The sequence below is a fragment of the Corynebacterium aurimucosum genome (assembly GCF_046895345.1).
Lineage (GTDB): Bacteria > Actinomycetota > Actinomycetes > Mycobacteriales > Mycobacteriaceae > Corynebacterium > Corynebacterium aurimucosum_G.
Window position 1 is genome coordinate 227,778 of sequence record NZ_CP160096.1, and the last position, 24,647, is coordinate 252,424.

The 24,647-nt window shown below is 63.7% G+C and carries 23 protein-coding genes and 1 pseudogene; 7 read left to right on the top strand and 17 right to left on the bottom strand.

The genetic code is table 11. The features are described from left to right. Positions 1 to 45 precede the first annotated feature (45 nt). Positions 46 to 1,413: a M20 metallopeptidase family protein gene (locus tag ABZS45_RS01230; protein WP_412101118.1), complete on the top strand. Its 1,368-nt coding sequence runs from the start codon at positions 46 to 48 to the stop codon at positions 1,411 to 1,413. Here ABZS45_RS01230 and ABZS45_RS01235 read toward each other — a convergent pair. The 3 genes from ABZS45_RS01235 to ABZS45_RS01245 are packed head-to-tail and all read right to left on the bottom strand — an operon-like array spanning position 1,349 to position 3,320. Beyond that, positions 1,349 to 2,119 (bottom strand): PrsW family glutamic-type intramembrane protease, encoded by a 771-nt coding sequence (locus tag ABZS45_RS01235; protein WP_412100299.1) that lies wholly within the window; start codon positions 2,117 to 2,119, stop codon positions 1,349 to 1,351. The two genes, ABZS45_RS01230 and ABZS45_RS01235, sit on opposite strands and share 65 nt — an antisense overlap. Further along, the gene (locus tag ABZS45_RS01240; RefSeq protein ID WP_412100300.1) at positions 2,116 to 2,535 is read right to left on the bottom strand and encodes a hypothetical protein; all 420 of its coding nucleotides are present in this window, start codon (positions 2,533 to 2,535) and stop codon (positions 2,116 to 2,118) included. The genes ABZS45_RS01235 and ABZS45_RS01240 overlap by 4 nt, the downstream gene beginning before the upstream one ends. Next, positions 2,532 to 3,320, bottom strand: coding sequence for a PrsW family glutamic-type intramembrane protease (locus ABZS45_RS01245; RefSeq protein ID WP_412100301.1), 789 nt, complete (start codon positions 3,318 to 3,320; stop codon positions 2,532 to 2,534). Before ABZS45_RS01245 ends, ABZS45_RS01240 begins: the two co-directional genes overlap by 4 nt. Positions 3,321 to 3,408: 88 nt before the next feature. Here ABZS45_RS01245 and ABZS45_RS01250 point away from each other — a divergent pair, with 88 nt between their 5' ends. Beyond that, positions 3,409 to 4,578, top strand: coding sequence for a sensor histidine kinase (locus ABZS45_RS01250; RefSeq protein WP_412100302.1), 1,170 nt, complete (start codon positions 3,409 to 3,411; stop codon positions 4,576 to 4,578). After that, positions 4,578 to 5,225, top strand: coding sequence for a response regulator (locus ABZS45_RS01255; RefSeq protein ID WP_412100304.1), 648 nt, complete (start codon positions 4,578 to 4,580; stop codon positions 5,223 to 5,225). The genes ABZS45_RS01250 and ABZS45_RS01255 overlap by 1 nt, the downstream gene beginning before the upstream one ends. Here ABZS45_RS01255 and ABZS45_RS01260 read toward each other — a convergent pair. The 12 genes and pseudogenes from ABZS45_RS01260 to ABZS45_RS01315 all read right to left on the bottom strand — a co-directional run bounded on the left by ABZS45_RS01260 (position 5,222) and on the right by ABZS45_RS01315 (position 19,709). Beyond that, on the bottom strand, positions 5,222 to 5,602 hold the full coding sequence (locus ABZS45_RS01260) for a hypothetical protein (RefSeq protein WP_412100305.1): 381 nt from the start codon (positions 5,600 to 5,602) through the stop codon (positions 5,222 to 5,224). The genes ABZS45_RS01255 and ABZS45_RS01260 overlap by 4 nt on opposite strands. Beyond that, a pseudogene (locus tag ABZS45_RS01265) lies at positions 5,603 to 7,469 on the bottom strand (BCCT family transporter). A gap of 222 nt (positions 7,470 to 7,691) precedes the next feature. Beyond that, positions 7,692 to 9,329 (bottom strand): FUSC family protein, encoded by a 1,638-nt coding sequence (locus ABZS45_RS01270; RefSeq protein ID WP_412100306.1) that lies wholly within the window; start codon positions 9,327 to 9,329, stop codon positions 7,692 to 7,694. After that, positions 9,301 to 10,521: an ABC transporter ATP-binding protein gene (locus tag ABZS45_RS01275; protein ID WP_412100307.1), complete on the bottom strand. Its 1,221-nt coding sequence runs from the start codon at positions 10,519 to 10,521 to the stop codon at positions 9,301 to 9,303. The genes ABZS45_RS01270 and ABZS45_RS01275 overlap by 29 nt, the downstream gene beginning before the upstream one ends. After that, positions 10,505 to 11,263 (bottom strand): ABC transporter permease, encoded by a 759-nt coding sequence (locus tag ABZS45_RS01280; RefSeq protein WP_412100308.1) that lies wholly within the window; start codon positions 11,261 to 11,263, stop codon positions 10,505 to 10,507. Before ABZS45_RS01280 ends, ABZS45_RS01275 begins: the two co-directional genes overlap by 17 nt. Further along, positions 11,260 to 12,165, bottom strand: a complete 906-nt coding sequence (locus ABZS45_RS01285) for an ABC transporter permease (RefSeq protein ID WP_412100309.1) — start codon at positions 12,163 to 12,165, stop codon at positions 11,260 to 11,262. The genes ABZS45_RS01280 and ABZS45_RS01285 overlap by 4 nt, the downstream gene beginning before the upstream one ends. Further along, positions 12,162 to 13,580: an ABC transporter substrate-binding protein gene (locus tag ABZS45_RS01290; protein ID WP_412101119.1), complete on the bottom strand. Its 1,419-nt coding sequence runs from the start codon at positions 13,578 to 13,580 to the stop codon at positions 12,162 to 12,164. The genes ABZS45_RS01285 and ABZS45_RS01290 overlap by 4 nt, the downstream gene beginning before the upstream one ends. After that, entirely contained in the window at positions 13,580 to 14,305 is a 726-nt protein-coding gene (locus tag ABZS45_RS01295; protein ID WP_412100310.1) for a GntR family transcriptional regulator, read from the bottom strand. The genes ABZS45_RS01290 and ABZS45_RS01295 overlap by 1 nt, the downstream gene beginning before the upstream one ends. A gap of 100 nt (positions 14,306 to 14,405) precedes the next feature. After that, positions 14,406 to 15,386: an LLM class flavin-dependent oxidoreductase gene (locus ABZS45_RS01300; protein ID WP_412100313.1), complete on the bottom strand. Its 981-nt coding sequence runs from the start codon at positions 15,384 to 15,386 to the stop codon at positions 14,406 to 14,408. Positions 15,387 to 15,389: 3 nt separating this feature from the next. After that, positions 15,390 to 16,730: a branched-chain amino acid transport system II carrier protein gene (brnQ, locus tag ABZS45_RS01305; protein ID WP_412100314.1), complete on the bottom strand. Its 1,341-nt coding sequence runs from the start codon at positions 16,728 to 16,730 to the stop codon at positions 15,390 to 15,392. Between the two features lie 38 nt (positions 16,731 to 16,768). Then, on the bottom strand, positions 16,769 to 17,866 hold the full coding sequence (locus tag ABZS45_RS01310) for a MalY/PatB family protein (protein ID WP_412100315.1): 1,098 nt from the start codon (positions 17,864 to 17,866) through the stop codon (positions 16,769 to 16,771). 10 nt (positions 17,867 to 17,876) lie between these two features. Then, entirely contained in the window at positions 17,877 to 19,709 is a 1,833-nt protein-coding gene (locus ABZS45_RS01315) for an ABC transporter ATP-binding protein (protein WP_412100317.1), read from the bottom strand. A 90-nt stretch (positions 19,710 to 19,799) separates the two neighbouring features. On the opposite strand from ABZS45_RS01315, the gene ABZS45_RS01320 reads away from it, so the two are divergent. Continuing rightward, positions 19,800 to 20,336, top strand: coding sequence for a hypothetical protein (locus ABZS45_RS01320; protein WP_412100318.1), 537 nt, complete (start codon positions 19,800 to 19,802; stop codon positions 20,334 to 20,336). Then, entirely contained in the window at positions 20,333 to 20,857 is a 525-nt protein-coding gene (gene idi / locus ABZS45_RS01325) for an isopentenyl-diphosphate Delta-isomerase (RefSeq protein WP_412100319.1), read from the top strand. The genes ABZS45_RS01320 and idi overlap by 4 nt, the downstream gene beginning before the upstream one ends. A gap of 10 nt (positions 20,858 to 20,867) precedes the next feature. Here the strand turns inward: idi and ABZS45_RS01330 are convergent, their stop codons facing one another. Next, entirely contained in the window at positions 20,868 to 22,139 is a 1,272-nt protein-coding gene (locus ABZS45_RS01330) for a carboxylesterase family protein (RefSeq protein ID WP_412100320.1), read from the bottom strand. Positions 22,140 to 22,167: 28 nt separating this feature from the next. Between ABZS45_RS01330 and ABZS45_RS01335 the strand changes: the two genes are divergently transcribed. Continuing rightward, a complete protein-coding gene (locus ABZS45_RS01335) occupies positions 22,168 to 22,302 on the top strand; it encodes a hypothetical protein (RefSeq protein ID WP_412100322.1) in 135 nt (44 codons plus the stop codon). An 11-nt stretch (positions 22,303 to 22,313) separates the two neighbouring features. After that, positions 22,314 to 22,469, top strand: a complete 156-nt coding sequence (locus ABZS45_RS01340; protein WP_168163674.1) for a hypothetical protein — start codon at positions 22,314 to 22,316, stop codon at positions 22,467 to 22,469. A gap of 12 nt (positions 22,470 to 22,481) precedes the next feature. Here the strand turns inward: ABZS45_RS01340 and malQ are convergent, their stop codons facing one another. Next, on the bottom strand, positions 22,482 to 24,581 hold the full coding sequence (gene malQ, locus ABZS45_RS01345) for a 4-alpha-glucanotransferase (protein ID WP_412100324.1): 2,100 nt from the start codon (positions 24,579 to 24,581) through the stop codon (positions 22,482 to 22,484). Positions 24,582 to 24,647: the final 66 nt, after the last annotated feature.

Sequence of the window (24,647 nt, forward strand, 5' to 3'; positions counted from 1 at the left end):
CAGTTTTCGGTATGCTCGGCGCACATGCTGGGAAAGGATGACACCATGAAGATGGCCCCGCGCCACCGTCAGCAATTGCCACCGCTTCCGATGGTTTCGGCCAAGCTCGGGGAGCGGTTGGCCAGCCACGTGTTCGTGGAGGAAGGCCGGGAGCTGCTTCCGGAGTTGCAGGCCTTCCGCCGCGATATGCACCAGAACCCGGAGGTGGGGCTGCACCTGCCGCGCACGCAGGAGAAGGTGCTCGAAGCTCTTAAAGGCTTGCCGTTGGAAATTCAGCTCGGGCGTGACCTGAGCTCCGTCGTGGCTGTGCTGCGCGGCGGCAAGCGCGGTGAGCGCCCCGTGTCGGTTTTGCTTCGCGCGGACATGGACGCCCTTCCGGTGCGCGAGCAAACAGGCAGCCCCTTCGCTTCGACGAATAGCAACATGCACGCCTGTGGCCATGACCTGCACACGGCCGGGCTGATTGGCGCGGTGAAGATGCTGTGCCGCCACCGCGAGGAGCTGTTGGGCGATGTCATCTTCATGTTCCAGCCGGGCGAGGAGGGCCCGGGTGGAGCGCAGCCGATGATTGATGAGGGCGTGCTCGACGCTGCTGGTCGCCGCCCCATTGCCGCCTATGGCCTGCATGTCGGCCCGCAGGATCGGGGGACCTTCCATCACATTGCCGGGCCGATGATGGCCTCCTCCTCGAACCTGGGTATCACCGTCTACGGCAAGGGCGGGCATGGCTCGCGCCCGCATGATGCGATTGACCCGGTTGCGGCCTTGGCGGAGATTCAGGTGGCGCTGCAGGTGGCGCTGACCCGGCGTTTCGATGCGAACTCGCCGATTGTCATCACGGTGACCAACCTGCGCGCGGGCGACGGGGCGGTCAACGTCATCCCGGACAAGGCGGAGCTGGGAGCGACGGTGCGCGTGCTTCGCGACGAACACATCGACGCCGTCCGCCAGATGATCATCGAGGTCTCGAGCTCCGTCGCGGCCTCGCACCGTTGTACCGCGAAGGTGGACTTTGAGGTCCTGTATTCGGCGACGAAGACGTCACCGCGCGAGGATCAATTCGCGGCATCGCTGTGGGCCGGGATGTTTGGGGCGGAAAACGTGCTCACCATGGACACCCCGATGATGGCTTCGGAGGATTTTGGTGCCGTGTTGGCGCAGGTGCCGGGTACGTTCATGTGGTTCGGCACCGGGGATCCGCACACCCCGGAGCATATGCGCGAGTGGAACCACTCGCCTTTGGTGCGCTTCGATGATTCCGTTCTAGGGGATCAGGCGGCGGCCCTGGCAGCGGTGGCCTTCGAGCGCTTGGCCGCCGAGGACGCGCACCCCTCGCCGGCGACGAAGGCTATGCGCGCACCGGTGCAGGGGACAGGGCTGGATGCACAGCCGCCTTCTTCCGCAGCGCAATAACGCCCCAGATGGTGGCTATCCACACGGCTAGCACGACGACCATGCCGGCGAGGAGGGGCCAGATGGCGTCGTCGAACGCGGTGCTTAGCGACGGGAAGAGGTTGTTCGTCACGTGCACCGCGATGGCGGCACTGAGCCAGCGCACCGGCTGCTTCTGGGACAGACCGTAGGCGCTAAGCCCGGTGAATAGCGAGTGGGAGAGCGGGTTGGACACCAGGCGGATGACCACCGCCGAGATCGCGCCGGCGGTATCCGAATCGAGGTTATCCGCCGTCATGCGCGCGAAGGCGGTTGCGTCCTCACCCACAGTGAAACCGATGCCCACGGCCACGCCCACGAAGACATAGTCGAGCCAGCTTCGGGGCCGGATGACGCAGGTGCAGATCAACAGCACGCCGAGGAACTTGAGCGCTTCCTCCGTAAGCGGCGCGTACCCGGCGGCGCCTAGCCAATCCAGGCCCGCGCGGGCAAGGAGGTGGGTCATGTTCGTATTGAGTTCCACCGCCAGCCCGGAGACCGCGAAGCCCCACACCACGCCGTGCGCAATTCCCGGCCGGCGGCGCAGGAAAACCAGCGTGAGCGAGACGATGACGGCGGCGAAGACCACGGCGGCAAGAGCACTTGCGGGCAGGAAGGGCTCGCCCGCGTAGTGGAAGGTAGACACGACCAGCGCGCCGAGGGTCAGCAGAAAGTACAGGTACTTCATGCGTCCTCCTGTACCCGGTCGGCGAAGTCACGTTCCTTCGGTCCGTAGATGTGGAGGAAGGAAATGGTGTTCTCGTCGGGGTGGGCCAGCGTGATTCCATTCTCGTCGGACACGCGGTAGAGATCCGGTGCCTGGGTGGTGATGGGAGCGTCGGTTAGCGCACTGGTTCCGTTGAAGGAGCGGTGCTGGCGCGGCAGGTACGTCTCTACCGGGTGCGAGGAGCTTCTTTCTTCGGCGATGATGGTCGCACCCCCGCAGTTCCAGGTCTGCGAGGAGGCGTACGGATCCTCCGGGCATTCTAGCCCTGGGATACCGCGCACGGGCGTGGTGTCGGGAGTGGGGTCGGGGAGGAGGGCGTCGGCAAGCGGTACTGCGGCGAGAACGCCGAGGCAGGAATAAATCAGTGTGTTTTTCATGATTTCGACCCTACGAGCTGCGATTTTGCTCCGGTATCCTCCGCAGGGAGGATTTTCCGGATCTTGACAATGCTGACAATCGTGGCGCCCCACAGAGAAATGAGAATGATGAGGGCGGCAAAGACGGGCCACAGGGCGTTCTCAAGGGCGATAGTGACAGACGGGCCAAAGTTGGCAGCGAAGTGCACCGCCATGGCAAGGAGCAACCATCGCACCGGCTGCTTGCGGGCGAGGCCATAGGCGGCAATTCCGGTAAAGAAAGAATGCATGAGAGGGTTCGCGATGAAGCGGACAAGGACCGCCATCAAGGTGCCCTTGATATCGGAATCCAGGTTCTCCAGCGTCAAGTTGACGTAGTAGACGGCGTTCTCGCTCACACTAAAGCCCATGCCTACCGCCACCCCGACGAAGACGTAGTCCGCCCAATGACGGGGCCGGATGATGCACGAGCAGATGAAGAGGACGCCGAGGAATTTGAGTAGTTCTTCGGGGAGCGGGGCGATACCGGCCTCGACCAGCCACTCCGGGAAGAAGCGGATGAGGAGGTCGTTCATGCATTTGTTGAGCGAAGCTGCGACCCTGGTGACCGCGATGCCCCACACCACGCCATGCGCAATGCCCGGGTACTTGCGCAGAATCAGCAGCGTGAGACCAATTGCCACGGTCGCGTACAACACTGCGGCGAGCGCACTTGTAGTGACGAAAGCACCTTGGGAGAAACCATAAGCAGCGCTCACGAGCCCGGCGGCGGTGAGCAGTTCATATAAAGTCTGTGTTCTTCTCATGCGGTTTAGGCTATGAACCGCGCCCGGGGTACCGGTATCCTCCGCAGGGAGGATTTTCCGGAACGCAGGGAGAACTATCGTGGGAGCAATGACGAGAAAGACGAGACCACTGTGGATCACGGTGCTGCTCATTCTGCTCTGCGTGGTGGCGGATATGGCGGCATGGATCCCCCATATCGAAAACTTCGAGGGGACGGATCAGGAAGCCCTTGTTATGGGCTTGATGGGTCTATTTAGCTTCGCCACCTGGATTCTGCTGCCCTTCGCCCTGCACCACTCGCGGCGGGAGCGCAACATCCACGAGGAGTACCCCGGCCACCCGGTGGTGCTGAGTGCGGCTCTGCTCGTCCTGGTACTGGGCGGGTTTCGCCCACTGTCGCTGTCAGTGCTGGTGGTGTTGATTTCAATCATCTCGCGCGGCCGACTGCGGTGGTCCCTGGCGGGGACGGCGGTGTTCGTGGCCTCGTGTGTGACCGTTATCTCTGTGCCTTACATTCGGATGAACATCTTCGCGACCTTTGGTTACGTGTTCTATGGATGCATTTTTCTTATCGTTGCCTGGATTACGGGCTCGGTGCGCGCGCAGCGCCGCCAGCGCGAGGTCACGCTGGTCAGCCTGGCGGAGCTCAACGAGGACCAGCTGCGCTCGCGCGAGGAGCGCGCTCGCCTGGAGGAACGCAACCGCATTGCCCGCGATATCCACGATTCCCTCTCACACAGGCTTAGCCTCATCTCCGTCTACGCGGGTGGCCTGAGCTACCGCAAGGACGCCGACCCGGAGCGCGTCGCCGAGGCGGCAGAGACCATCCAGTCCGAGGCGAAGGCCGCCGTGGAGGACCTGCGCGGGGTGATCAAGGCGCTGCGCGTGGATGACCGGGTGGATCCGCGCGCGAGCATCGAGGAGCACATCGGGCGCGCTCGCGCGGCGGGGACGAAGGTGCGCTATAAGAAGGGGGACGTCGATAAGCTGAGCACACTAGCCGCCCACACGCTGGGCCGCGCCGTGCAGGAGGGGCTGACCAACGCGCGCAAGTACGCGCCGGGGAAGAAGGTGAAGCTCACCGTGGAGAACGAGGAGGATAAGGTGCGGGTGACCATGCAGAACAAGAAAGTAGCGGAGCAGCCAGAGTCCGGCGGCGGCAACGGCCTGTTGGGGCTGGAGGAACGCGCCCGGCTGGCGGGAGGCACCTTCACAGTGCTTGACGACGCCTCCACCTTCACCTGGGTCCTCGAGCTACCGGAGGAGGCACACGCGTAATGATTTCAGTGGTGTTAGTCGATGACGAGCAGGCGCTGCGGCGCGGCATCCGGTTCATCCTGGAAGGCGCCGCAGACATTGAGGTCGTTGCCGAGGCCAGCAATGGCCGCGACGGCGTGGCGCGCGTGACGGATCTGCGGCCCGATGTTGTCCTCATGGATATCCGCATGCCCGTCATGGACGGCATCGAGGCGGCAGGGCAGCTGCGCGCGAGCGCGCCGGATACCCCGGTGGTCATGCTCACCGCTTTTGATACCGACGAGTTCATCGTGGATGCGCTGCATGCTGGGGCAATGGGCTTTTTGCTCAAGACCATCGAGCCGGAGGGCCTGGTCTCTGCGGTTCGGGCCGCTGCCACGGGGCAGCAGCTGCTGAGCCCGCAGGCTCTGAAGAACCTTCTGGCGCTCAAGCGTCCCGAGCCAGCGTCGGCAGAGGTGGAGGTGGTTGAGCCCTGCCCGCTAGAGGGCCTAAGCCGGCGCGAGAACGAAGTGGCACAACTCGTGGCCCAAGGTTTGGATAACCAAGAGATTGCCGGACAGCTCTACGTCTCCGTGACCACGGTGAAGACACACATCAAGCACATCCTGGACAAGCTGGGCGGCACCAACCGCGTGCACATTGCGATCGCGGTGTTGGAATCGCGTTAGCGTCGGCGGAGGAAGGCGGAAATGATGCCGATGATAGCGATGACGACCACGATGGCGGAGGCCGCCGGCCAGTATTGGGGGTAGTACTTGAGCGTATAGCCGAAGACCTGGCCGTCGTTGAACTGTTGGGCCAGTGCGATGGGCATCCACCACAGCTTGGTCAGCGTCAGGATCGCGCCCAAGAGCCCCGCGATGATGCGGACCGGCCTGCGCAGGAAGAAGCTGGCCGCCACGAGGAGAACACCAACAATCGTGAGTGCGAAAAGCAGAGGCGTATCCACGGCGAGCGGCGAGCCATTGATGAGGAACTCGTGGTCCACTTCGTGCTGTTCGATAAGCGTGTAGCCGTCGAGGACGACGTTTTCAGGCAACCCCATTTATTTTTCCTTCTGCTCGGTGTCTGGCTCGTAGCCGTCGGCCCAGGTATCGGTATTGAAGTCGTAGTCTACATTCTCGCCCTTTTCATCGGTGCGCTGGTACCAGTCCGTGTAGCGGTGCGCTGAGGAGTCGAAGTCGGAGCCGGCACCGCGGCCTTCGTCGGCGTGCTCGATGGATAGCTCGAAGTCATCGCCGTGCTCCTCGATGCCGCGCACAACGGCGTTTTCTACTGCGGCGCGCGCGTAGGCGCGGCGGATGAATACCGGGTCGGAGCGCAGGTCCTTGATGAAGGCCACCATCATGACCAGCAGGACGATACAGAAGGGCAGGGCAGACAGGATTGTCAGGTTCTGCAGGCCGGTGAGCACGTCCTCACCACCGGTCAGCAGCATGACTACGGCAATGCCCATCATGCACAGGCCCCAGAAGATAACGATGATCTTGTTCGGGGCAGGGTTTCCCTTGGAAGACATGGTTCCCATGATGACCGAAGCGGAATCCGCAGAGGTGATGAAGAAGACCGCCAGAACGGTGATCAGGATGAAGGGCGTGATGCTGCTCAGCGGCAGGTTGTCGAACATGGCGAAAAGAACCTGCTCGCCGGAGGCCGAGCCATCAAAGTTGGGTAGTTCTTCGCGCTGGAAGGTAATGGCCGTGCCGCCGAAGATGGTGAAGGCCAAAATGAGGATGAGGGAGGGGGCGAAGACGGTCACGGCCGTGAATTCGCGCAGCGTGCGGCCGCGGGAGATACGGGCCACGAACATGCCGACGAACGGCGTCCAGGCAATCCACCATGCCCAGTAGAAGGCGGTCCAGTAAGACTGGAACTCGATGGTCTCATCGCCCCAGGACAGGCCTTTGGCCATCATCGGCAAGAGCTGGTCGATGTAGGTGACGATGCCGGAGGGCACGAGGTTAAGCAGGAGCAAGGTCGGGCCGGTGAAGAAGACAAAGATAACCAGACCTAGTGTCAGCGTGATGTTGAAGTTGGAGAGGTAGCGCACGCCGCGGGAGACACCCGAGACCGCCGAGATGATGAAACCGCAGCCGAGAACAGCGATGATTACGATGAGCACGGAGTTGGTCAACGGGCCGGCGCCGCGGATGATGGAGACGCCTTGGCCGATCTGGATGGCGGAAAGCCCCAGCGTGGCGGCGGTGCCGAAGAGTGTGGCGACGAGAGCGAGGACGTCGATAAGCTTGCCCAGTGGGCCGTCGGTATCGCGGGACCCAAACAGCGGCTTGAAAAATCGAAGACACCAGCGGAACGCGCCCGCGGCGGTAGGAAGAATAAGCGATGGCGCCGCCGACAAGGGCGTACGCCGCCCAGGGAGAGATTCCCCAGTGGTAGTGCGCCTGGGCCATGGATTGGTGGAGGGCCTCGACGCTGTTGCCATCGACTGTGTGGGGCGGCGGGGTGATGTAGTGTGACAGCGGCTCCGACGGGCCATAGAAAAAGATACCGACGCCGATGCCAGCACCAAGCATCATGGCAACCCAGCTGAACCAGCCGAACTCGGGTTCTTCATCATCGGTGCCGAGCTTGATGCGCCCTAGCCGGGAGCAGCCGATGTAGAGCATGGTCGCCACGGCCAGCATCATGGTGATGTTAAGCAACCATCCGGCGTTGGTGATGGCCCAGGAAAAGGCAGCTGAGGATGCCGCCGAGACAGACTCTGGTGAGCTAATACCCCAGATGATGAAAGCGACGACGAAGGTGGCCGTGCTGAAAAAGGTGATTTTATCGAGGCTGAAAGCGTTGCGCTGATCTTCCACGCCGATGCCCGGAACCAAGCCTGGGTGCATGTCGTGAGGATAGATGCCAACGGGTGGACCTGTAGATTTTCGAGTGTTCACCCTCACCATTATCGCAGCTGCGCAAAATGACAGTGGTGTGAGCTAGGATGAAGACACTTATTTCTGCGTCGATTGGAATGCCATGTCGCTGCCTAATTTTGATGAGAATGTCCGTGAACTGGAGGAAGCCTTCGCGCTCTTCGAGCGCGTGGAGGAACTACGTACTCGACCCGAACCTGTTGCTATCGGTGAAATAATTCGCGGGCAACCGGGGGTGCCCGCGCTAGGAAGTCAGGACCGCATTTCCGCTGCGGTGATCCTTTCAATGAGTGAATCCAACTCCGCTCGGCTGGGCTGCGAGAGCGGGTTGACCACGCAAAAATCCAAGAGATAGTAGCCGGCCGGTTGCAAGGCGGTGTGGCGCTCCCAGAACTCGCTGATATCGGAGTGATTGGTTGCCAGCGACTGGATGCTGCGGCGCTCCGAGAGCAGCTCGTAGTGCAGGTCGCGCCGCTGCGCTAGCGCTTCCTCTGGGCTCTTAATCAACAATGCACCCAGCAGGGCGGCCATCGCCTCGAAGCAGCGCGTTTGCAGGCGGTAGTGGTTGGTCAGCTGGGCGCGCGGCTTCCACAGCCACAGGAAGAGCATCGCCACGACCACGGAAAGCCCAATTTCCGCCATGCGCGAGCCGATGGTGTGGGCCATATGCTCCGAGGAATTGCCCATGAGCAAAGCAAGCGGCGTGGAGAAGATCACGCACAAGGCGTAGTTCTTCACCACCAGAATCTCTGCGCAGAACTGGCAGAAAGCTAGCGCGAGCACCAGCCCCCAACCGTGCGGGCTGAACGACGCAATGAGCGCGAAGACACACACGCCCAGAACCGAGCCCAGCATACGTTGCACACCGCGAATCGTTCCCGGCACCCGGTCCGGCCCCCACTGCAAGAGCAGGAGCACCGACACCGCGCCCCAGTCTGGGCGGTTAAGCCCCAACGCCATGCCAATGAACGCGGTCGCCAGGCCACCAAGCGCGATCTTCTCAGCCGTCACCACCGCGTGGGAATTGCCCACCGCGGCGCGGTAGAAGCGGTAGCGCATCGTCGGCTTGGTGTGAGGGATGCTGGTGCGGTCCGGGTCCACGTAGGTGGGGGAATCAGACAGCTCATCCGAGTTTCCGCCCACCTGTTTGTGGTGTGCCACGATGCGCTGCTGCGCGGCCAGCGCGCGGTGCACCAGCTCCGCCTGGGCGGGGTGGCGGATGCGGCCGCCGCGGATGACGCCGGCGTCGGCAAGCGCTTGCCACGCCGTGGAAATCGCGGACTGCGCCTGGTGGTGGCGAGCCAGGAAATCGCTATCGGAGTTCACGAAGGCATCGGCGGCCTTTTCCAACGCGGCCACCGCGCGGGTCTCTGGCCCGTGCGGGTCCCGAAAGCGCGGCAGCATACCCAGCACGTAGCTGGCCGCCACGCCGGCCAGGCTCCACGCGGCCACCTCCCACGGTGAAACCCCGCGCAGCATTGTGGAGCCACCGGCCACCATCACGATGAAGAAGGAACCCGGTGGCGGCAGCCGCAGCGCGTTCTGCACGAACGCGCCGATGGTTGCTAGAGCCACCGTAAACACCGCGGACAGCGCCAGCCCATGCACGCCGACGAGGGAACCGGCCGTGGCCGCCAGCGTGAGCAACCCGCCGGCGGTGAGGATCACGCGGCGTCGCGTGCGGTAGGGGTGCCCCTCGCCGTAGATGACGGAGAAGGCGCCGGCGGAAATGAGCAGCACCGCATCCGGGTGGCCCGTCGCTACAGCGATCCCGCCGGGGATAATGATCGCCAACGCCGCGCGCAGGGCACCGGGCCAGCGGCGCGCGGAGGTGTTAAAGGCGGTAAAGAGCTGAAGTGCATTAGGACGTTGCGGCAGTGGGTGTTCCATATCGGGAGAACACCTTACCCGTTTCGCCGCGATCCACGAGCCGGCCGTCCTGCAGGACCGCCACCGTGGGGCATAAGTGACGCACGACATCGATGTCGTGGGAGACGAACACCAGCGTCATGTCCTTCGTCACGCGCTGTAGAAGCTCGAGGACCTGGGCCCGCGAGGTCGCGTCCAACGCCGAGACGGCCTCGTCCGCCAGCAGAATCTCCGGCTTGCCCACCACGGCGCGCGCCAGCGAGATGCGTTGGCGCTGCCCGCCGGAGAAGTCCCGGGGATAGCGCTCGAAGCCCTTGATGCCGACCTCCCGCAGCACTGCCTCTGCTTCTTCGCGCGTCCCGCCGCCCTCGGCCACGATCTTCCAGATAGGCATGCGCGGGTTGAGCGAGCCCTTAGGGTCTTGGAAGACCATGTGCACGCGCTTGGCGACGTTCACAGTTCCCCGCGTCGGCCGTGTGAGGCCCGTAAGCAGCTTGAGCAGCGTGGATTTGCCGGAACCGGAACCACCGACGATGCCGAGGCGCTCGCCCTCGCGGACGGCGAGGGAGACGTCGTCCAGCGCGGTCACCCCGCGGTAGGTCTTGGTCACGTTCTGCAGCTCGATGACGGGCTCGCCCAGGGTGGGCATGGGCGGCGGGGTGAGGTCGGGAGTGGTGGTTTCACCGATGCGCACGACGCGATCGCACACGCGCTTGACGACGTCCTGGTCATGGCTAATAAACAGCAGCGCTGTGTCTTCGCTGTCCGCGGCATCCACGATGGTGGAGAGGATTTCCTCTTGGGTGAAGGGATCGAGGGCGGTGGTGGGTTCATCGCAGATGAGGAGCTTGGGATGGCGGGCCATGGCCATGTCGATGAGCGCGCGCTGGCGCTGTCCGCCGGAGAGCTGGTGCGGGAAGCGGTTGAAGCCGGGCACCTTCATCAGCGGGTCGAGTGCGGTCATGGGTTCTTGGAAGACCATGGCTAGAGGCTGCCTGCGCAGGTCACGGTCGCGCATGCCTAGCAGCTCCTGGCCATTGAAGCGGATAGATCCGGTGGCCTGCAGGTGGTCGGGTAAAAGCCCCATGATGGCTAGGGCGGTGAGGGACTTGCCGCTGCCGGAATCGCCGATGAGGCCGACGCGCTCGCCGGGTGCGATGGAAAAGGAGAGGGGGCCGACGGGGCCTACGCGCAGATCAGTGACGGTCAGCATGGCTTCCTAGCAGGTTGAATCCGAGGACGGTGCCGGCGATGGCCAGCCCGGGCCACAGCGCCTGGAGGGGATGGGTGGCGAGGAGAGGTTGGGCGTCGTGAAGCATGCGGCCCCACGAGGCGGTCGGCGGGGCGGTACCCAAGCCGAGGTAGGACAGGCCGGCTTCAGCGAGGACGGCCAGCGCAAAGTAGACGGAGGCCTGGATGGCCACGATGCCGCCGAGATTGGGCAGCACGTGGCGCCACGCGATGAGCGCCGGCGGCACGCGCGAGATGCGGGCGGCCGCGATATAGTCTTGCGTCATAATCTGCAGCGTGCCGGAACGGGTGACGCGGATGAAGGAGGGGATGCCGGCGATGCCGATGGCGATGGTAGCCGTGAGCGTGGACGAGCCCCACACCGCGCCGGCGACGATGGCCAGCAGCAGCGCCGGGAAGGCCAGCAGCAGGTCGGTGGCCGCCATGATGAAGCCACCACCGCGCATCCCGGCGATAATGCCCAGCGGGACGCCAATGAGCGCGGCGATGGCCACCGCTACCACGCCCACCAGCACGGTGATCTGGGCGCCGGCGAGGATGCGGGAGAAGGTATCGCGCCCGAAGCGGTCGGTGCCCATGAGATGCTCGAAGCTGGGGCCGGCTAAGCGGTCGGGGGAGATGAGGTTCGGGTCATAGGGCGTCCACACCAGGGAGACCAGAGCGAGCAGGATGGTCAGGCCCACCAGAAAATAGCCGGGTTTCATCGTGCCTCCTTCAGCCGCGGGTCGATGACCCGGTAGGCCAGGTCCGTGAGCAGGTTGACGCTCAGCGTGAAAGTCACGAAAACCATGATGAGGGTCTGGACGGTGGTGAGGTCGCGGGTGGAGACGGCGTCGAGAAGCATCGAGCCAAGACCCGGAATGACGAAGACGTTCTCGATGACCACCGCGCCCACCACCAGGGTGCTCAGCTGCACGCCGGTGACGGTGAGCACCGGCAGGGCGGCATTGCGCAGGCCGTGGCGGATCAGCGCCCCGGTGTGGGATTCACCCAGGGAACGCGCTGTGCGGATATAGTCCTTGTCCATTTCCTCGCGCAGCGTAGCGCGCACGTAGCGCGTGAGCATCGCGCCTTGCACCAGTGCTAACGAGATGACTGGCAGGACGAGGTGGCTGAAACCCTCGCGCGGCAGCTGCCAGCCGTTGGCCGGCAGCCAGCCCAGGTGCACGGAGAAGACCGCAACGAGCAGGATACCGACAAGGAAGCTCGGCACCGCGATACCTAGCTGCGTGGCAGCATTGAGCACGGGGAGTTTAAAGCGGGCGAGCAGGATGCCCATGGGGATCGCCCCGGCTAGTGCTAGGGCGATGGCCAGCCCGATGAGCAACAGCGTGACCTGCGCGCGGTCAATCACCAGCGGGGTGATGTCCTGCTGCGAGGACAGGGAGATGCCGAAGCTGCCGGTCAACAGTCCCTTCATCCACTCCACGTATTGCACGAGAAGCGGGCGGTCCAGACCCATGGCGTGGGTCAGCTCCGCCACGGACTCATCGGTGGCGTTGACGCCCAAAGCCACGCGCGCCGGGTTGCCGGGCACGGCTCGCATGAGTAGGAAGATAATGATGGAGGCGGCCCACATGGTGCCGAGGAAGCGCAGTATTCTCATTGCACACCTCGCAGTTCGATGGCATCGGTGATCTGGTTCGGCTGCAGGCCGCTAAGGCCCTCGCGGTAGAGCACGATATTGGGCATATTCATCAGCGTCAGAGCGGGCATATCCTCCATAATCTGGTCGACGGCACCCGTCATGTCATCCTGCTCCAACAACGTGCGGGCCTGCGGCGAATCGTAGCCGAGGTAGTAGTCCGGGTTGCCAAAGATGGTGGGGATATCGCGCGGCTCGACGTGCGCGACGAGCGACATCTGATAGTCCTTCGCTCCCATGACTTGGCTCAGCCACACGGCGGGGAACTCGGCGGTTTCCAGCGTGACATCAAAGCCCATCTCCTCCAGCTGGGAGTAGAGAAACTCGGAGAGCGTTTGGGCATAGGGCAGGCTCGGCACCGTGAGCGTGAGCGGCGTGCCGACCGCGCCGGCCTCCTCCATCAGCGCGCGGGCGCGCGCAGGCTCATAAGGGTAGTAGTCCTTCCCGCTAAACCAGGGGTCGGTAGGCGGCACTGGGGCACCACCGGTATCCTGCGCGCGGCCTTCCCAGAGGATCTCGTTGGCGGCCCGGCGGTCGATGCCATAGGCCACGGCGCGGCGCACGCGGGGGTCGTCGAAAGGTGCTGCTTGGTTGTTCATAGACAGCAACACCTCGCCGTTGGTGGTGCCCACGGCGGTTTCGATGGAGTCATCGAGGGTGTCGAGAAGCTCCGGGTTCTGCACGCCCCACACCGCGTCCACCCCGCCGGAGCGCAGGGCGTTAACCGCGGTGAGGGAATCCGGGAAGTAGCGGATGGTGATGTCTTCCTTCGCCGGGGTGCCCCAGTAGTCAGGGCGGGCGCGCAGCGCGATGTATTCATTGGGGGAGAAGCCGGCGACGGCGAAGGGGCCGGTGCCCACCGCGTCGGTAGGGGTGCGCATCGCGCCAATGGCGGTGCCCATGGACCATAGCCACCCGGCGGAGGGGCGCTTCAGCGTGACCACGAGCGTGCGATCATCCATCGCCGTCGCGGATTCCACCACGTCCATCTGGGTGCTAATGCCGTTCGTCCACTCCGTCTTCACCGCGTTGATGGACCACGCGGCGGTGTGCGCGGTGAACGCCTCGCCGTTGGAGAAGGCGGCCTCACGCAGGTGGAAGGTGTAGCGCGTGGACTCCACCTCCCAGGATTCGGCGAGGCCGGGCACAATCTCTCCCTCCGGGGAGATGCGCACCAGGGTTTCGTAGACGTTGCTCATGAGCGCAGCCGGAATGGCGGCGCCGCCGACGGTGGTGAAATCCAGGGACGTAGCGGGGGTCGTGGTGGCCAGCGTCAGCGCGGAGGAATCGGAATCAACAAGTGCCGTGGAGCCGGCAGAGCACGCGCTTAACGACGTCCCCACTACCGCCACCAGCGCACCAAGCCAGGCCCTCATCATCCTTCCGACAGCTTTACCTCAAGCGGGGAGGTAGTGCCACGCACGCTCGTCATGCCAAGCGTCAGGCGGTCCCCGAGGTACAGGATTTCGGTGCACTCGACGGGATGACCGGAGTGATCCGAGATGTCCAAGTGCAGGCGCCACAGCGGGGTGCCGGGCTCGACATTGAGGGAGCGCGCATCTTCCTCGCTGGCGTAGGCAAGGGAGAGCTCGCGGTTGACGTTGTCGAAGTCCACGCCTTGCTTGCGTAGGTGATCGTGGACGGACTCATTGTCGGCATCGAAGTTGAGGATGTGGCTGCCCACGTCCAGTGGGAAGAACATGCGCTCGATGGCGATGGGCATGCCGTTGGCGCTGCGTACGCGGTGCACAAAGATTACGGGGGAACCTGTCTCTACCCGCAAGAACTCGGCTTCCTGCTCGGAGGCAGGGCAGCGCCCTAGCCACAAGGTGGACGCGCCGGGCTCGAAGCCGCGCTCGCGCAGCCAGTGCGTCACGGAGAAGATTGAGTCGAAGGACTCTGAGGTAAAACGGCCGAGGACGACGGAGCGGCGGCCGCGCCCAGAGGAGATGAGGCCCTCCGAGCGCAGTGCCGCGACGGCCTGGCGCACCGGGCCGCGGGAAGAGGAGAACTGTTGGCAGAGCTCGGCCTCGCTGGGCAGGAAATCACCAGGAGAAAGCTTCTTGCTGCGAATAAGGTTGCGCAGGTAATCAGCGATCATGCTGTGTTGCTGTGTGCGCCGAAGGGACACCGAAATTCTCCTCTATGTAGAACAACGCTGTGACGGGTAAAGATGTGCGTACGCGCGCCTGGGCGTACGCCTACATCTGCCACGCTTGTGCCAGGTTTGCCATATTACCCAACGCTGCCTTGTGGCTTGTGGATTGCAGGGAGATCATGAGCTCGTCCGCCTGGGCCAGTTGCTGGAAGTCGGTGAGGTACTCGCGCACGTGCTCTACATTTCCGATGGCGGAGTACTGCAACATGCTGATGATCTGCTGGCCCTGAGGGGAGTCGATGATGCGGGCGACGTCGTCGTCGCTGAGCTGCCTGCCGCGGCTGACGAAGGCCTTTACCCGGCGGAAGCAGACTTTTTCGAATTCCTCCTCGGCGTCATCCCCCGCGGTGACGTTGACGCCGGCAATGACATAAGGCTCGGGGTGGGCTTCGGAAGGCTGGTAATTCTCGCGGTAATAAGCCGTGGCGGCTTCCAGGTGCTGCGGGGCGAAGTGCGAGGCGAAGGCATAAGGCAGACCGAACTTGGCGGCCAGCGAGGCGCCGAAGAGCGAGGAGCCCAGGATGTAGATCGGCACGTTGGTGCCGTGGCCGGGGATGGCCTGCACACCGGGGACGAGGGATTTTCCGGAAAGGTAGCCCTGCAGCTCCTTGACGTCCTCGGGGAAGCGCTCGGCGGCATTTCTATCGCGGCGCAGGGCGCGGCCCAAAGTCTTCATATCGGTGCCGGGTGCGCGGCCCAGGCCTAAGTCGATGCGGCCGGGGTAGAGCTCCGCGAGGGTGCCGAATTGTTCAGCGATAACATAAGGCGCGTGATTCGGCAGCATGACGCCGCCGGAGCCCAATCGGATGCGCTCGGTCTTCGCGCCGATGTGGGCGATGAGCACCGCCGGGGAAGACGAGGAAATGGAAGGCATGTTGTGGTGTTCGGTGTACCACATGCGCTCAAAGCCCAAGGCTTCCGCGCGTTGTGCTAGCTCGACCGACCTAGCCATGGACTGAGAAGGGGTCTCCCCCTCATAAATGGTGCAGAAATCGAGGACGGAAAGGGCGGCGCGGGGCGTCATGAACTACTCACTTTTCTTCGACGAGGATGTAGATACAACGTCGATGATAACGCCGATGGCAAATGCGAGGAGCGTGGGAATAACCCAGCCCAGGCCAACGTCTTGGCCAGGGGAGAAGTCGAGCGGGGCGCCGAAGGAAGTAGCGGCGGACCACAGGACGGAAACCCACAGTGCCAAGCGGAAGCCCCAGTAGAAGGTGACCCACTTCTTGACTACCGGCTGCAGAAGCGTCAGCGCGATCAGCGAGATAGCCGGCGGGTACAAGAACACGATGAAGGGAACCGCGATGGCAAGCACTGTGTCTAGGCCTTGGAAGGCGAAGGCGATGGACAGCGCGGTAAACAAGCAGGCCCAGAAGTGGTAGGTGGTCTTCGGTACGAGTAGGGCGAAGAACTCCGAGGTGGCGGAAATCAGGCCCACGGCGGTGGTCATGCACGCCAAGATGACGATGGCGGAGAAGACGGCCTGGCCGACGTTGCCCATGGTGAGATTGGAGGCGTCGGCAAGCAAGGCGGCGCCGGAGTCATAGGAGGCACCATTCGGCATGGTTTGGCCAATCCACGCCAGGCCCAGGTAGATAGCGGCGAGCAGGGCGCCGGCGATGACCGCGGAGGTGATGGTGCCGCGCAGCAGCGCGCGGTCGGTGGAGAAACCTTTGGAGCGCAGTGAGGTCACGATGACGATGGAGAAAGCCAGGCCCGCGATGGCATCCATGGTGTTGTAGCCCTCGAAGAGGCCCGTGACGAAGGGCGCGGAGGCGTACTCCTCAGTCGGGGTGCCGGGAACGCGGGGATTCGCCAATGTGGCCAAGGTGATGAGGGCGGCGAGCAGGATGACCAGCGCCGGGGTGAGGAACTTGCCCAAGGTGTCAATGATGTCGTTGGGGCGCCAGGCCAGAGCTAAAGCGATGAGGAAGAAGACGACGTTGAAGGCGCCGTTGGCAAAGGTTCCCTCCCAGCCGAGCAGCGGGGTGATCGCGGTTTCCATGGATACCGCGCCGGTACGCGGCAGGGCGTAAAACGCGCCGATGGCCAGGTAGGCGATGACGGAGAAGGCCACGCCGAAGATCTTGCCGCCGTGGTTTCCGATATCCCTCACAGATTGGCCGGAAATGGCCACCGCGATCACCGCCAAGACCGGCAGGGCTACGCCAGCGGCGAGGAAGCCCAAGGTGGCCGGCCAGAAGTTGGTGCCGGAGGAGACACCGACCTCCGGTGGGAAGATGAGATTGCCCGCTCCGAAGAACATGGAGAAGAGCATGAGGGAGGCAACGATCACGATGCCGATGGGCGAGCTCGTCTTCGAAGCAGACTGGGCGGGGGCCTGAACGTCATTTATGGACATTTTTCTAAGGATAATGCCCATGACATGAGATGTAAATTTTAGCTAAATGCTTTCTCCAGCCGGTCGAGTGCCTCTTCCAGCAGCTCGCGTGAGGTTGCGAAATTAAGACGGGCATGATGCTCGCCGCCCGTGCCGAAGGTGACACCCTCATTCAGGGCCACCTTGGCGTGCTCGCGCACCCAGGCCGCGGGCTTCGGGTCATCCCCAATGGCGGTTTCGCTAAAGTCCAACCACAGCAGGTAGGTGGCCTGCGGGTGGGAAGTCTTGAGGCCTGGAACGCGCTTGGGTAACTCCTCCACCAGCCAGTCGCGGGTCTTCTTCAGATACTCAATTTCCTCGTCGAGGAACTCCCCACCGTGGCGGTAGGCGGCCTCCGCCGCCAAGACGCCGAGCGTGCCGGTGCCGTCCTTGGCCACGCCGGTCAGCGAGTTCCAGCGTTCGACATCCGCGGTGCTGGAGAAGATCACCTGCGCGCACTTTAAGCCCGCGGTGTTCCACGCCTTGGACGTGGCGGTGACGGTAATAACGCGGTCGGACAAAGCGCCGAGCGGGATGTGGCGGCCTTCGTAGACGAGCGGGGCGTGGATCTCGTCGGAGAGGATGCGGGCATCGTATCTATCTGCCAGCTCCACGAGTCCCCGCAGCCAGTCCTCATCAAAGACGATGCCCAGCGGGTTATAGGGGTGGGAGAGCAGGATGGAGCCGGCGCCGGCCTTAAAGGCGCGCTCGATATCCTTCAGCTCCAGCGAGGTCTCAATCTTCTCGCGCCCGGCGGTCTCCGGCAGCTCCAGCAGCGGCGGGTAGGAGGGAACCGGTACGGCAACGGCGCCCTCGGTGAAGTACTGCACGCCGAGCAGTAGGCCGCGCACCACATCCCCGATCCAGAAGACGTGCTCTGGGCGCCAGCCATAGCGCGTTTCATAGAAATCCGCCAGCGCCGCGTTGAGCTCAGAGGCCTTGGGCGCCGGAGTGTAGCCGAAGGACTCGGCGTCGACAGCCTCTTGGATGGCCTCCTTGACCGCCGGTGCGGTGAGGAAGTCTGATTCGGCGATCCACAGCGGGATTATGTCCTCGTCATAGACGGTCCACTTGCGGGTGCCGCGGGCAGAGAGTTCTTTCAGGCTAGGGAAATGCATGCGCCCCACCTTACTCGTCGGTGGATTGGACGAATCCGTATTTTTTCAGTCGCTGGCGGTCGGCGGCGGAGGCGGATTGGGTTAGGCGCAGCAGCTCGGCGTAGATACCGCCGGACTGTGCCAACTGAGCTGGCGCGCCGATCTCGGAGATGCGGCCGCGGTCCAGGGTGATGATAGTGTCCACGTCCGCGATGGTGGACAGGCGGTGCGCGATGATGAGCGTGGTGCGGTCCTTCATGAGCTCATCCAGGCCCGCCTGCACGGCGCGCTCGGCCTTAGTATCGAGCGCCGAGGTGGCCTCGTCGAGGACGAGGATGGGGGCGTCCTTCAGCATGGCGCGCGCCACGGCCACGCGCTGTTTCTGCCCGCCGGAGAGCTTGAGGCCGCGCTCGCCGATGACGGTGTCGTAGCCATCGGGGAATTCTTCGATGAAGCCGTGTGCATTGGCGCGCTTGGCGACGTCCACGATCTCCTCCAACGTCGCACCCGGCTTGCCATAGGCGATATTTTCCTTGATGGTGCCGGAGAAGAGGTAGGACTCCTGGAAGACCACGCCAACTGAAGCGCGCAGGCGCTCCGCGGTAAGCTCCGCGGCGTCGTGGCCCAGTACCGTCAGCTTTCCCTCCGTGGGCTGGTAGAGGCCCAATAGCAGGTTGACCAGGGTGGACTTGCCGCCGCCGGACTCGCCGACGAGGGCTACCTTGTGGCCCTCTTGGGCGGCGAAGGTGATGTCGGCGACGACCGGCTTATCCGATTCATAGGAGAAGGACACGTCCTCAAAGGCAAAGACCGGGCCTTCGGTGGGGTGCAGCGGCTTAGCCGGGGTGAGGTCGAGCTCCGGCACGTCGGAGGTTTCAGCGGCGTCGACCAGCTGCGGGTTGACCGTGGGCTCGGGGACTTCTTCCATGACCTTGAAATAGTCCTTGGAACCGGCGATAGCGCGCTGGCTCATATCCACGATCCAGCTCATCATGAACACCGGCTGCTTGGCCATGCTCACCAGCTGCAGGAGCATGACCATGTCACCGATAGAGAAGTCGCCTTCCAGCGTGCGCCAAAAGATCAGGCCATAGATGCCTAAAAAGATCAGCGCCATGGCCGCGCCGCGCGCGGTGTCCATGGAATGCCACCAGCGCGACTGCGGCTTCGTGGTATCCACCACCGTGCGGTAGTGCGATCCGAAAGAGGCAAGTTCACGGGCTTCAGCGACGAAGGATTTAGTCACCTTCACCTGTCCGATGACCTCCGCGAACCGTCCGTTGGCCACGTCGATGTTTTCGTTCTTGATGGCCTCAAACTTCTGCCAGCGCTCCGAGGTTAGCGCCGTGAGCCACATATAGATGGGGAAGAGCGCGGCCAGCAGGATGGCCAGCGGCCAGTAGTACACCGCGGTGATGACCAGCACCGCCGCGGCCTGGATGAGCATGACGAAGAAGTTATTGGAGAAGGACTGCAGGAACTGCGTGATATTCGCAATCGAGCGGTCCAAGCGCGCGATGATGGTGCCGGTGACCTGGTCGTCGAAGTAGCCCTGCGGCACGGAGAGCAGCTTGGCAAAGTAGCGCGTCGAGAGGATTTGGCGCAGGCGTGCGACCATCACATCGCCGACATAGCCTCCGATATTCTTCACCACGTTGCCCAGCGCGTCTGCCACAAAGAGTGCTACGACCCACCACAGGATGGTGCGCAGCGGGCCGCCTGCGACGACGGTATCGGTGGCTTCGCGGAGGATGAAAGGTGTCAGCAGCGACAGAATCGCGGTGACTGACGCGGTGATAAGGACACCAAGATAGAAAGGCCACAGGGCGGATGCGCTGCGGACGATGCGGAGAATAGAGTTCATCGCCGGCCGATGTTACGCCCTTAATAAGAATATCCAACCCGTCGACTAAGGTAGGAGAGAAACCGAAGTCGTGATGGAAAAGGATCCGCGGTGAAGAAATACCTCCCCCTAGCGTGCGCCCCGCTGTGCCTGGCTGCTCTATCCGGCTGCAGCATCCTCCAGCCGCCGGACGTGGGCCCGCAGGACAACATCGTGGTCTCCAGTTCGGAGCCGCCGACCTTTGAGGCCAAGGACGTGGACGCTCACGAGGTCACCTCCAACTTGGCAGCCCCCGTTAAGGACGAGGGCCTCAACGTGGAATTTGAGCTGCAGGGCCTGTACTCCGGCGGTGGCGGAACGGTGCTGACGGTGAAGATTCACAACCTCAGCGAGGTGCCGATGCCTGTCGACGCCCTCCCGGAACCCACCCTCGAGCGTGCTGACGGCAACGGCGGCTGGGCCACCGTGGATTCGATTGATGTTGATCCCGCTGTCCACCCGGATGTGGCCGCGCCGGGCCTGGATCACCCGCTGGGCGCCGGTGCGTCCACCAACCTTCAATATGTCTATAACGTTGCCCCAGGCAACCTCTGGAACGCACGCTTTAGCATTGGCAACGTGCGCTATGTAGGAGACCTCAATCTATGACGGAACTCGTCGTTCTAGCCTCGCCGGAAGGCACACCCGCCGGCACCGCTGACAAGGCCGCCGTACATACCGCGGATACTCCGCTCCATTTCGCCTTTTCTGCGTGGGTGGTGCGCGATGGCCAGCTGCTGCTGACCCGCCGCGCCCTGTCCAAGCTGACCTGGCCTGGCGTGTGGACCAATTCCTTCTGCGGGCACCCGGGCCCGGATGAGCCTACTGCTGAGGCTGTCGTGCGCCGCGGCCGCTTCGAGCTTGGTCTGACTGGAACGACGCGCTTGGTGCTCCCGGACTTTGCTTACCGCGCCGTGGATTCCTCCGGCGTGGTGGAGAATGAAATTTGCCCGGTCTACCTCTTCGAGACCGAAGACGATCCGGCCCCCAACCCGGAGGAGGTTGACTCCTTTGCGTGGGCCCCGGTGCGCGATGTGCTCGCCGCGGTCGATGCCACGCCTTTCGCCTTTAGCCCGTGGATGGTGGAGGAGTTGACCCACGAGCCGCTGCGCGCGGCCCTGTTGGCTTAACGCACCCGGATCAGAGCAGGCTGCCATCCTGGGCGAAGGCCGCCGAAATATAATCCAAGCTGGCGTAGGCCACGCGGTTCTCGCCGTTATCCAGGTTGTATTCCCAGATAGCGTGCTCGGGGCGGTAGGCCTCGAAGCCGGGCTCGCCGGTGCGGATGAAATCCCGCAACCACTGCGCGAGCGGTGTTTCCCCGAAGAGCGGGCGTAGCTCCTCGCAGTGCAGGGCCGGGCCCGAGGAACGGATGAACTCCACCATCCAGGTCTTACCCGGCGCCTTCTCCGCTACCTCTGCAGCCCAGCGGCGGATGATGGCATCACCCACCATCCGGCCCATTGGGCGCTTTTCGTCCATGTGCTGCGCCACCTGATACCAGGGTTGGAAACCATTGCGGGGGAAGCCAAAGCGCGGCGCCGCATAGCGCAGGATGAGGCCGCGGAAAGGGGAGCGGTCAATCTTCCGTGTGGCCGGGATGTTGTAGAACTCGTCGCGGGTACTGCCGAGGATGAGGGGGACGTCGGCAAGCTGCCCACACTCCAGTGGCGTGGGGCCCAGCGCCATATCGAGGCTGTACTTCTTGCGGAACTTGGCGTAGCCGGCGGCAAGCTCCTCTTGGCTCATCGCCGCAAGCGAGGAGCGCGTGATGGGCTTCTTCATCGCCTGGCGCAGCGTGGCTTGGCGCTCCTCGAAGGTTTCCCGGGGGAAGCCCGGAGAGAGCGCTATTGCTCGGCGAAACGCCCCACGGTAGTGGTCACGCCGACACAGCCACAGCACGGCGTTGGCGCCGGCGGACTGACCCAGGATAGTGACGTTGGTGGGATCCCCGCCGAAGGATTCGATATTGCGCTGGATCCATTCCAAGCCCAACTGCAGGTCCTCGATGGCGCGGTAGCGGTCGGGTTCATCATCACGGAAGCGGGCAAGCCCCGGCAGGCCCACGCGGTATCCCAGCTGCACGTGGACGATACCCGCCTGTGCGGTGGGCGTGCCCTCTGCCCGGGAATCCTCGTGGGAGCCGTGCTCGTAGCGGCCGCCGTGGATATAGACCACCGTGGGCGCCAGTGACGTGGCGCGGCTGCCGGGTGCGGGGGCGGTGATGGTCAGCGCAACCTTCTCCGGGTGTGAGGTGCGTGCATCCTGGTCACGGGGTGGGGCAGGTTCGGGGTTCTCGAAATCCCCCGGGATATGGGAGTACTCGATGGAGTGGAAATGGGCCACGTCCTCATCGAGGTAGCCGGTGATGGTGCCCGCGGGGCAGGTGACGTCGAAAGGTGCACTGCTCATGGTGAACAGGCTACCCTGAGGGCATGGAATGGCTCGTGCAGGCGCCAGTGTGGGCGCAGATGGCGGTGCTCGCCGTCACCGCAGTGCCGGCCGCGACCGTCATGGGCTGGGTGCTGATGTGGGCAATCGACCGGGTGAATGCGTGGTTAGTGCCCGCGACTAGGATGAAGAAACATGACTCCCGATGATCACCGCGAAGGCCTGTGGGACCCCGAGCGCTCACAGCCTTCTCACCGCAAGCGCGCACTACCCAAATCCCGAGTGAGCGTAACCCTTTGGCTGATGATCACGCTCATCGTTGTGGTGGCCATCGTCGGCGTTGTCCTTTAACGGGACGACGCTTTAGCGTTGGGTGCCCGGCCGCGCAGCTGCCTGGGCGAGGCGCTGGTAGAGCTCCTGCTTCGGTAGATCCTCCAAGAGCACCGGCTTGCCGGCGGTATCGCACAGCGGGATGCACCAGTTCGGGTACTGATCTTTCGTTGTGCCCGGCTGGTTCTGTGCGCGCACGTCACCGACCATGTCCACCACGTTGGTGACCGTCAGCGCCGAGGGAGTTCCCGCAACATAACGATGCAGGGCGACGAGCACGTCCTCTTCGCTCTCGCGGTTCTCCAACATGCCGTAGGCCTGCAGATTATCCTTGACCTTTTCTTGCCAGGCGCGGTCCTCGGCTACTTCTTCCGCCACGGGGCGGGTGAGCAGACCCAGGCGGGCACGCAGCTCGATGTGGTCGCCGCGCAGGAAGGCGAGCGTTGGTGGCAGATCGTGCGTGCCCACCGAGGACATCGCCATGTGGCGGTACTGATCCTGCGGGCGCGGGGTAGGGCCTTCGTTGGCGTGCTCAAACCAGATGATTGTGGTGCCCAGCACGCCCATATCGCGCAAGGCGTTTTGGACCCACGGTTCCAGGGTACCCAGGTCCTCGCCCACGAGGACCGCACCGGCGCGCTCAGCCTCGAGCGCGAGGATGCCGAGCATGGCCTCCCAGTCATAGGTCACGTAGGTGCCGTTGAGCGGGGTGGACTGGCGTGGGATCCAGTACAAGCGGAACAGGCCGAGCACGTGGTCAACGCGCAAGCCACCAGCGTTGCCCAGCATTGTGCGCAGCAAGTCACGCCACGGCTGGTAGCCGGATTCCGCCAGGCGGACCGGGTGCCACGGCGGCTGGGACCAGTCCTGGCCCTGCTGGTTATAGTCATCCGGCGGGGCGCCCACCGAGCATTGCGGGGCGAGGTATTCCGCCAGGTTGACGGCGTCGGCGCCGGCGGGGTGGATGCCTACGGCCATATCGGTGATGAGGCCGATGCTCATGCCGGCCTCGAGCGCGCGGCGTTGGGCGGCATCCAGCTGCTCATCGCAGAGGAACTGCAGCCAGGAATAGAACTCGGCCAATTCGCTGACGTCGAGGCTCAGCGCGTGGCGGCGTCCACTGTGGCGCGAGAGCTCAGTCTCTGCACACCACAGCGCGAAGTTGCGCAGGCCGCGGCCCTCGCGGCGCTGGTACTCGCTGAAAGCAGTGCGCCGTTCCGGGGTCATCCCCTTGCTGAAGAGCTCTTGCAGGACCTGCAGCTTGGCCTCGAAGATGGAATCACGGTCAATCTCTTCTGCCGACCGGTTGCGCTCGCGGAACTCGGCGGCGAGCTCGGCCACATCATCCTGCAGCTCCGGGCTAAGCAGCTTCAGCTCTGGGACATCTTCGATACGGATATAGATCGGGTTGATGAAACGCCGCGTGGTGGGCAGATAGGGCGAATCCTCAACTGGCGGGATCGGCTCGCCCGCGTGCAGCGGGTTAATAAGGAGGAAGTCATAATCCGGTGCCAAGGTCTCCGCTAATTCGGCGAGGTCACCGAAATCGCCCATGCCCCAGGACTTCTCGGAGCGCACCGAATACAGCTGCGCCATCGCGCCCGCCGCGGGGCGGTCAAGGTAGCGATCCGCCGTGCTGAGGTGATTGGGCACCACGATGAGCGGGCACTCGTGCTCGCCGATGCCGGGCGAGGACAAGCGCAGCTTGTGGAAACCCAAGGGCAAGTCACCGGGGACGTGGAAGCTGGCTTCGCCCCACATCGTTCCGGCGACGTCGGCAGCCGGGGCGTCGTTCGGATCCTGGTAGGTCGGCCGAGTCTCGCCGTTCTCCAGCTCGATGGTGACGGTGACGGGGTCGCCGTCGTGGACGTGGACGGCAAAGCCTTTTTCGGCGCCTTCGCGGGCCACCACGCAGGGCGGCAGCGGGCGGGAGGCGCGTTCGAGGTAGTCCTCGAACAAGGCCTGGGTTAGCTCTTCATCGTCCGGACGGTCGGAGATAGAGACGCCGAGTGCGCGCAGCGTATAGGTGATTGTCTCCTCGCTGACGTACACGGGCTGTCCGTTCTGGGCTGTGTACTCGCAGGCCACGCCGTGGCGTTGGGCAAGTTCTTGAAGCAGATCACGGGTAGTCACATCCTCCAATTGTGCCACGCCCTCCCTGCGCGCGGGAGAAATCTGGTTGGTAGAGTGGGCTGGAAT

Bases quoted from the DNA above. Each gene is read 5' to 3' on its own strand.
- ABZS45_RS01230 (WP_412101118.1), top strand. From the start codon at position 46: ATGAAGATGGCCCCGCGCCACCGTCAGCAATTGCCACCGCTTCCGATG.
- ABZS45_RS01235 (WP_412100299.1), bottom strand. From the start codon at position 2,119: ATGAAGTACCTGTACTTTCTGCTGACCCTCGGCGCGCTGGTCGTGTCT.
- ABZS45_RS01240 (WP_412100300.1), bottom strand. From the start codon at position 2,535: ATGAAAAACACACTGATTTATTCCTGCCTCGGCGTTCTCGCCGCAGTA.
- ABZS45_RS01245 (WP_412100301.1), bottom strand. From the start codon at position 3,320: ATGAGAAGAACACAGACTTTATATGAACTGCTCACCGCCGCCGGGCTC.
- ABZS45_RS01250 (WP_412100302.1), top strand. From the start codon at position 3,409: ATGACGAGAAAGACGAGACCACTGTGGATCACGGTGCTGCTCATTCTG.
- ABZS45_RS01255 (WP_412100304.1), top strand. From the start codon at position 4,578: ATGATTTCAGTGGTGTTAGTCGATGACGAGCAGGCGCTGCGGCGCGGC.
- ABZS45_RS01260 (WP_412100305.1), bottom strand. From the start codon at position 5,602: ATGGGGTTGCCTGAAAACGTCGTCCTCGACGGCTACACGCTTATCGAA.
- ABZS45_RS01270 (WP_412100306.1), bottom strand. From the start codon at position 9,329: ATGGAACACCCACTGCCGCAACGTCCTAATGCACTTCAGCTCTTTACC.
- ABZS45_RS01275 (WP_412100307.1), bottom strand. From the start codon at position 10,521: ATGCTGACCGTCACTGATCTGCGCGTAGGCCCCGTCGGCCCCCTCTCC.
- ABZS45_RS01280 (WP_412100308.1), bottom strand. From the start codon at position 11,263: ATGAAACCCGGCTATTTTCTGGTGGGCCTGACCATCCTGCTCGCTCTG.
- ABZS45_RS01285 (WP_412100309.1), bottom strand. From the start codon at position 12,165: ATGAGAATACTGCGCTTCCTCGGCACCATGTGGGCCGCCTCCATCATT.
- ABZS45_RS01290 (WP_412101119.1), bottom strand. From the start codon at position 13,580: ATGAGGGCCTGGCTTGGTGCGCTGGTGGCGGTAGTGGGGACGTCGTTA.
- ABZS45_RS01295 (WP_412100310.1), bottom strand. From the start codon at position 14,305: ATGATCGCTGATTACCTGCGCAACCTTATTCGCAGCAAGAAGCTTTCT.
- ABZS45_RS01300 (WP_412100313.1), bottom strand. From the start codon at position 15,386: ATGACGCCCCGCGCCGCCCTTTCCGTCCTCGATTTCTGCACCATTTAT.
- brnQ (WP_412100314.1), bottom strand. From the start codon at position 16,730: ATGTCCATAAATGACGTTCAGGCCCCCGCCCAGTCTGCTTCGAAGACG.
- ABZS45_RS01310 (WP_412100315.1), bottom strand. From the start codon at position 17,866: ATGCATTTCCCTAGCCTGAAAGAACTCTCTGCCCGCGGCACCCGCAAG.
- ABZS45_RS01315 (WP_412100317.1), bottom strand. From the start codon at position 19,709: ATGAACTCTATTCTCCGCATCGTCCGCAGCGCATCCGCCCTGTGGCCT.
- idi (WP_412100319.1), top strand. From the start codon at position 20,333: ATGACGGAACTCGTCGTTCTAGCCTCGCCGGAAGGCACACCCGCCGGC.
- ABZS45_RS01330 (WP_412100320.1), bottom strand. From the start codon at position 22,139: ATGAGCAGTGCACCTTTCGACGTCACCTGCCCCGCGGGCACCATCACC.
- ABZS45_RS01335 (WP_412100322.1), top strand. From the start codon at position 22,168: ATGGCTCGTGCAGGCGCCAGTGTGGGCGCAGATGGCGGTGCTCGCCGT.
- ABZS45_RS01340 (WP_168163674.1), top strand. From the start codon at position 22,314: ATGACTCCCGATGATCACCGCGAAGGCCTGTGGGACCCCGAGCGCTCA.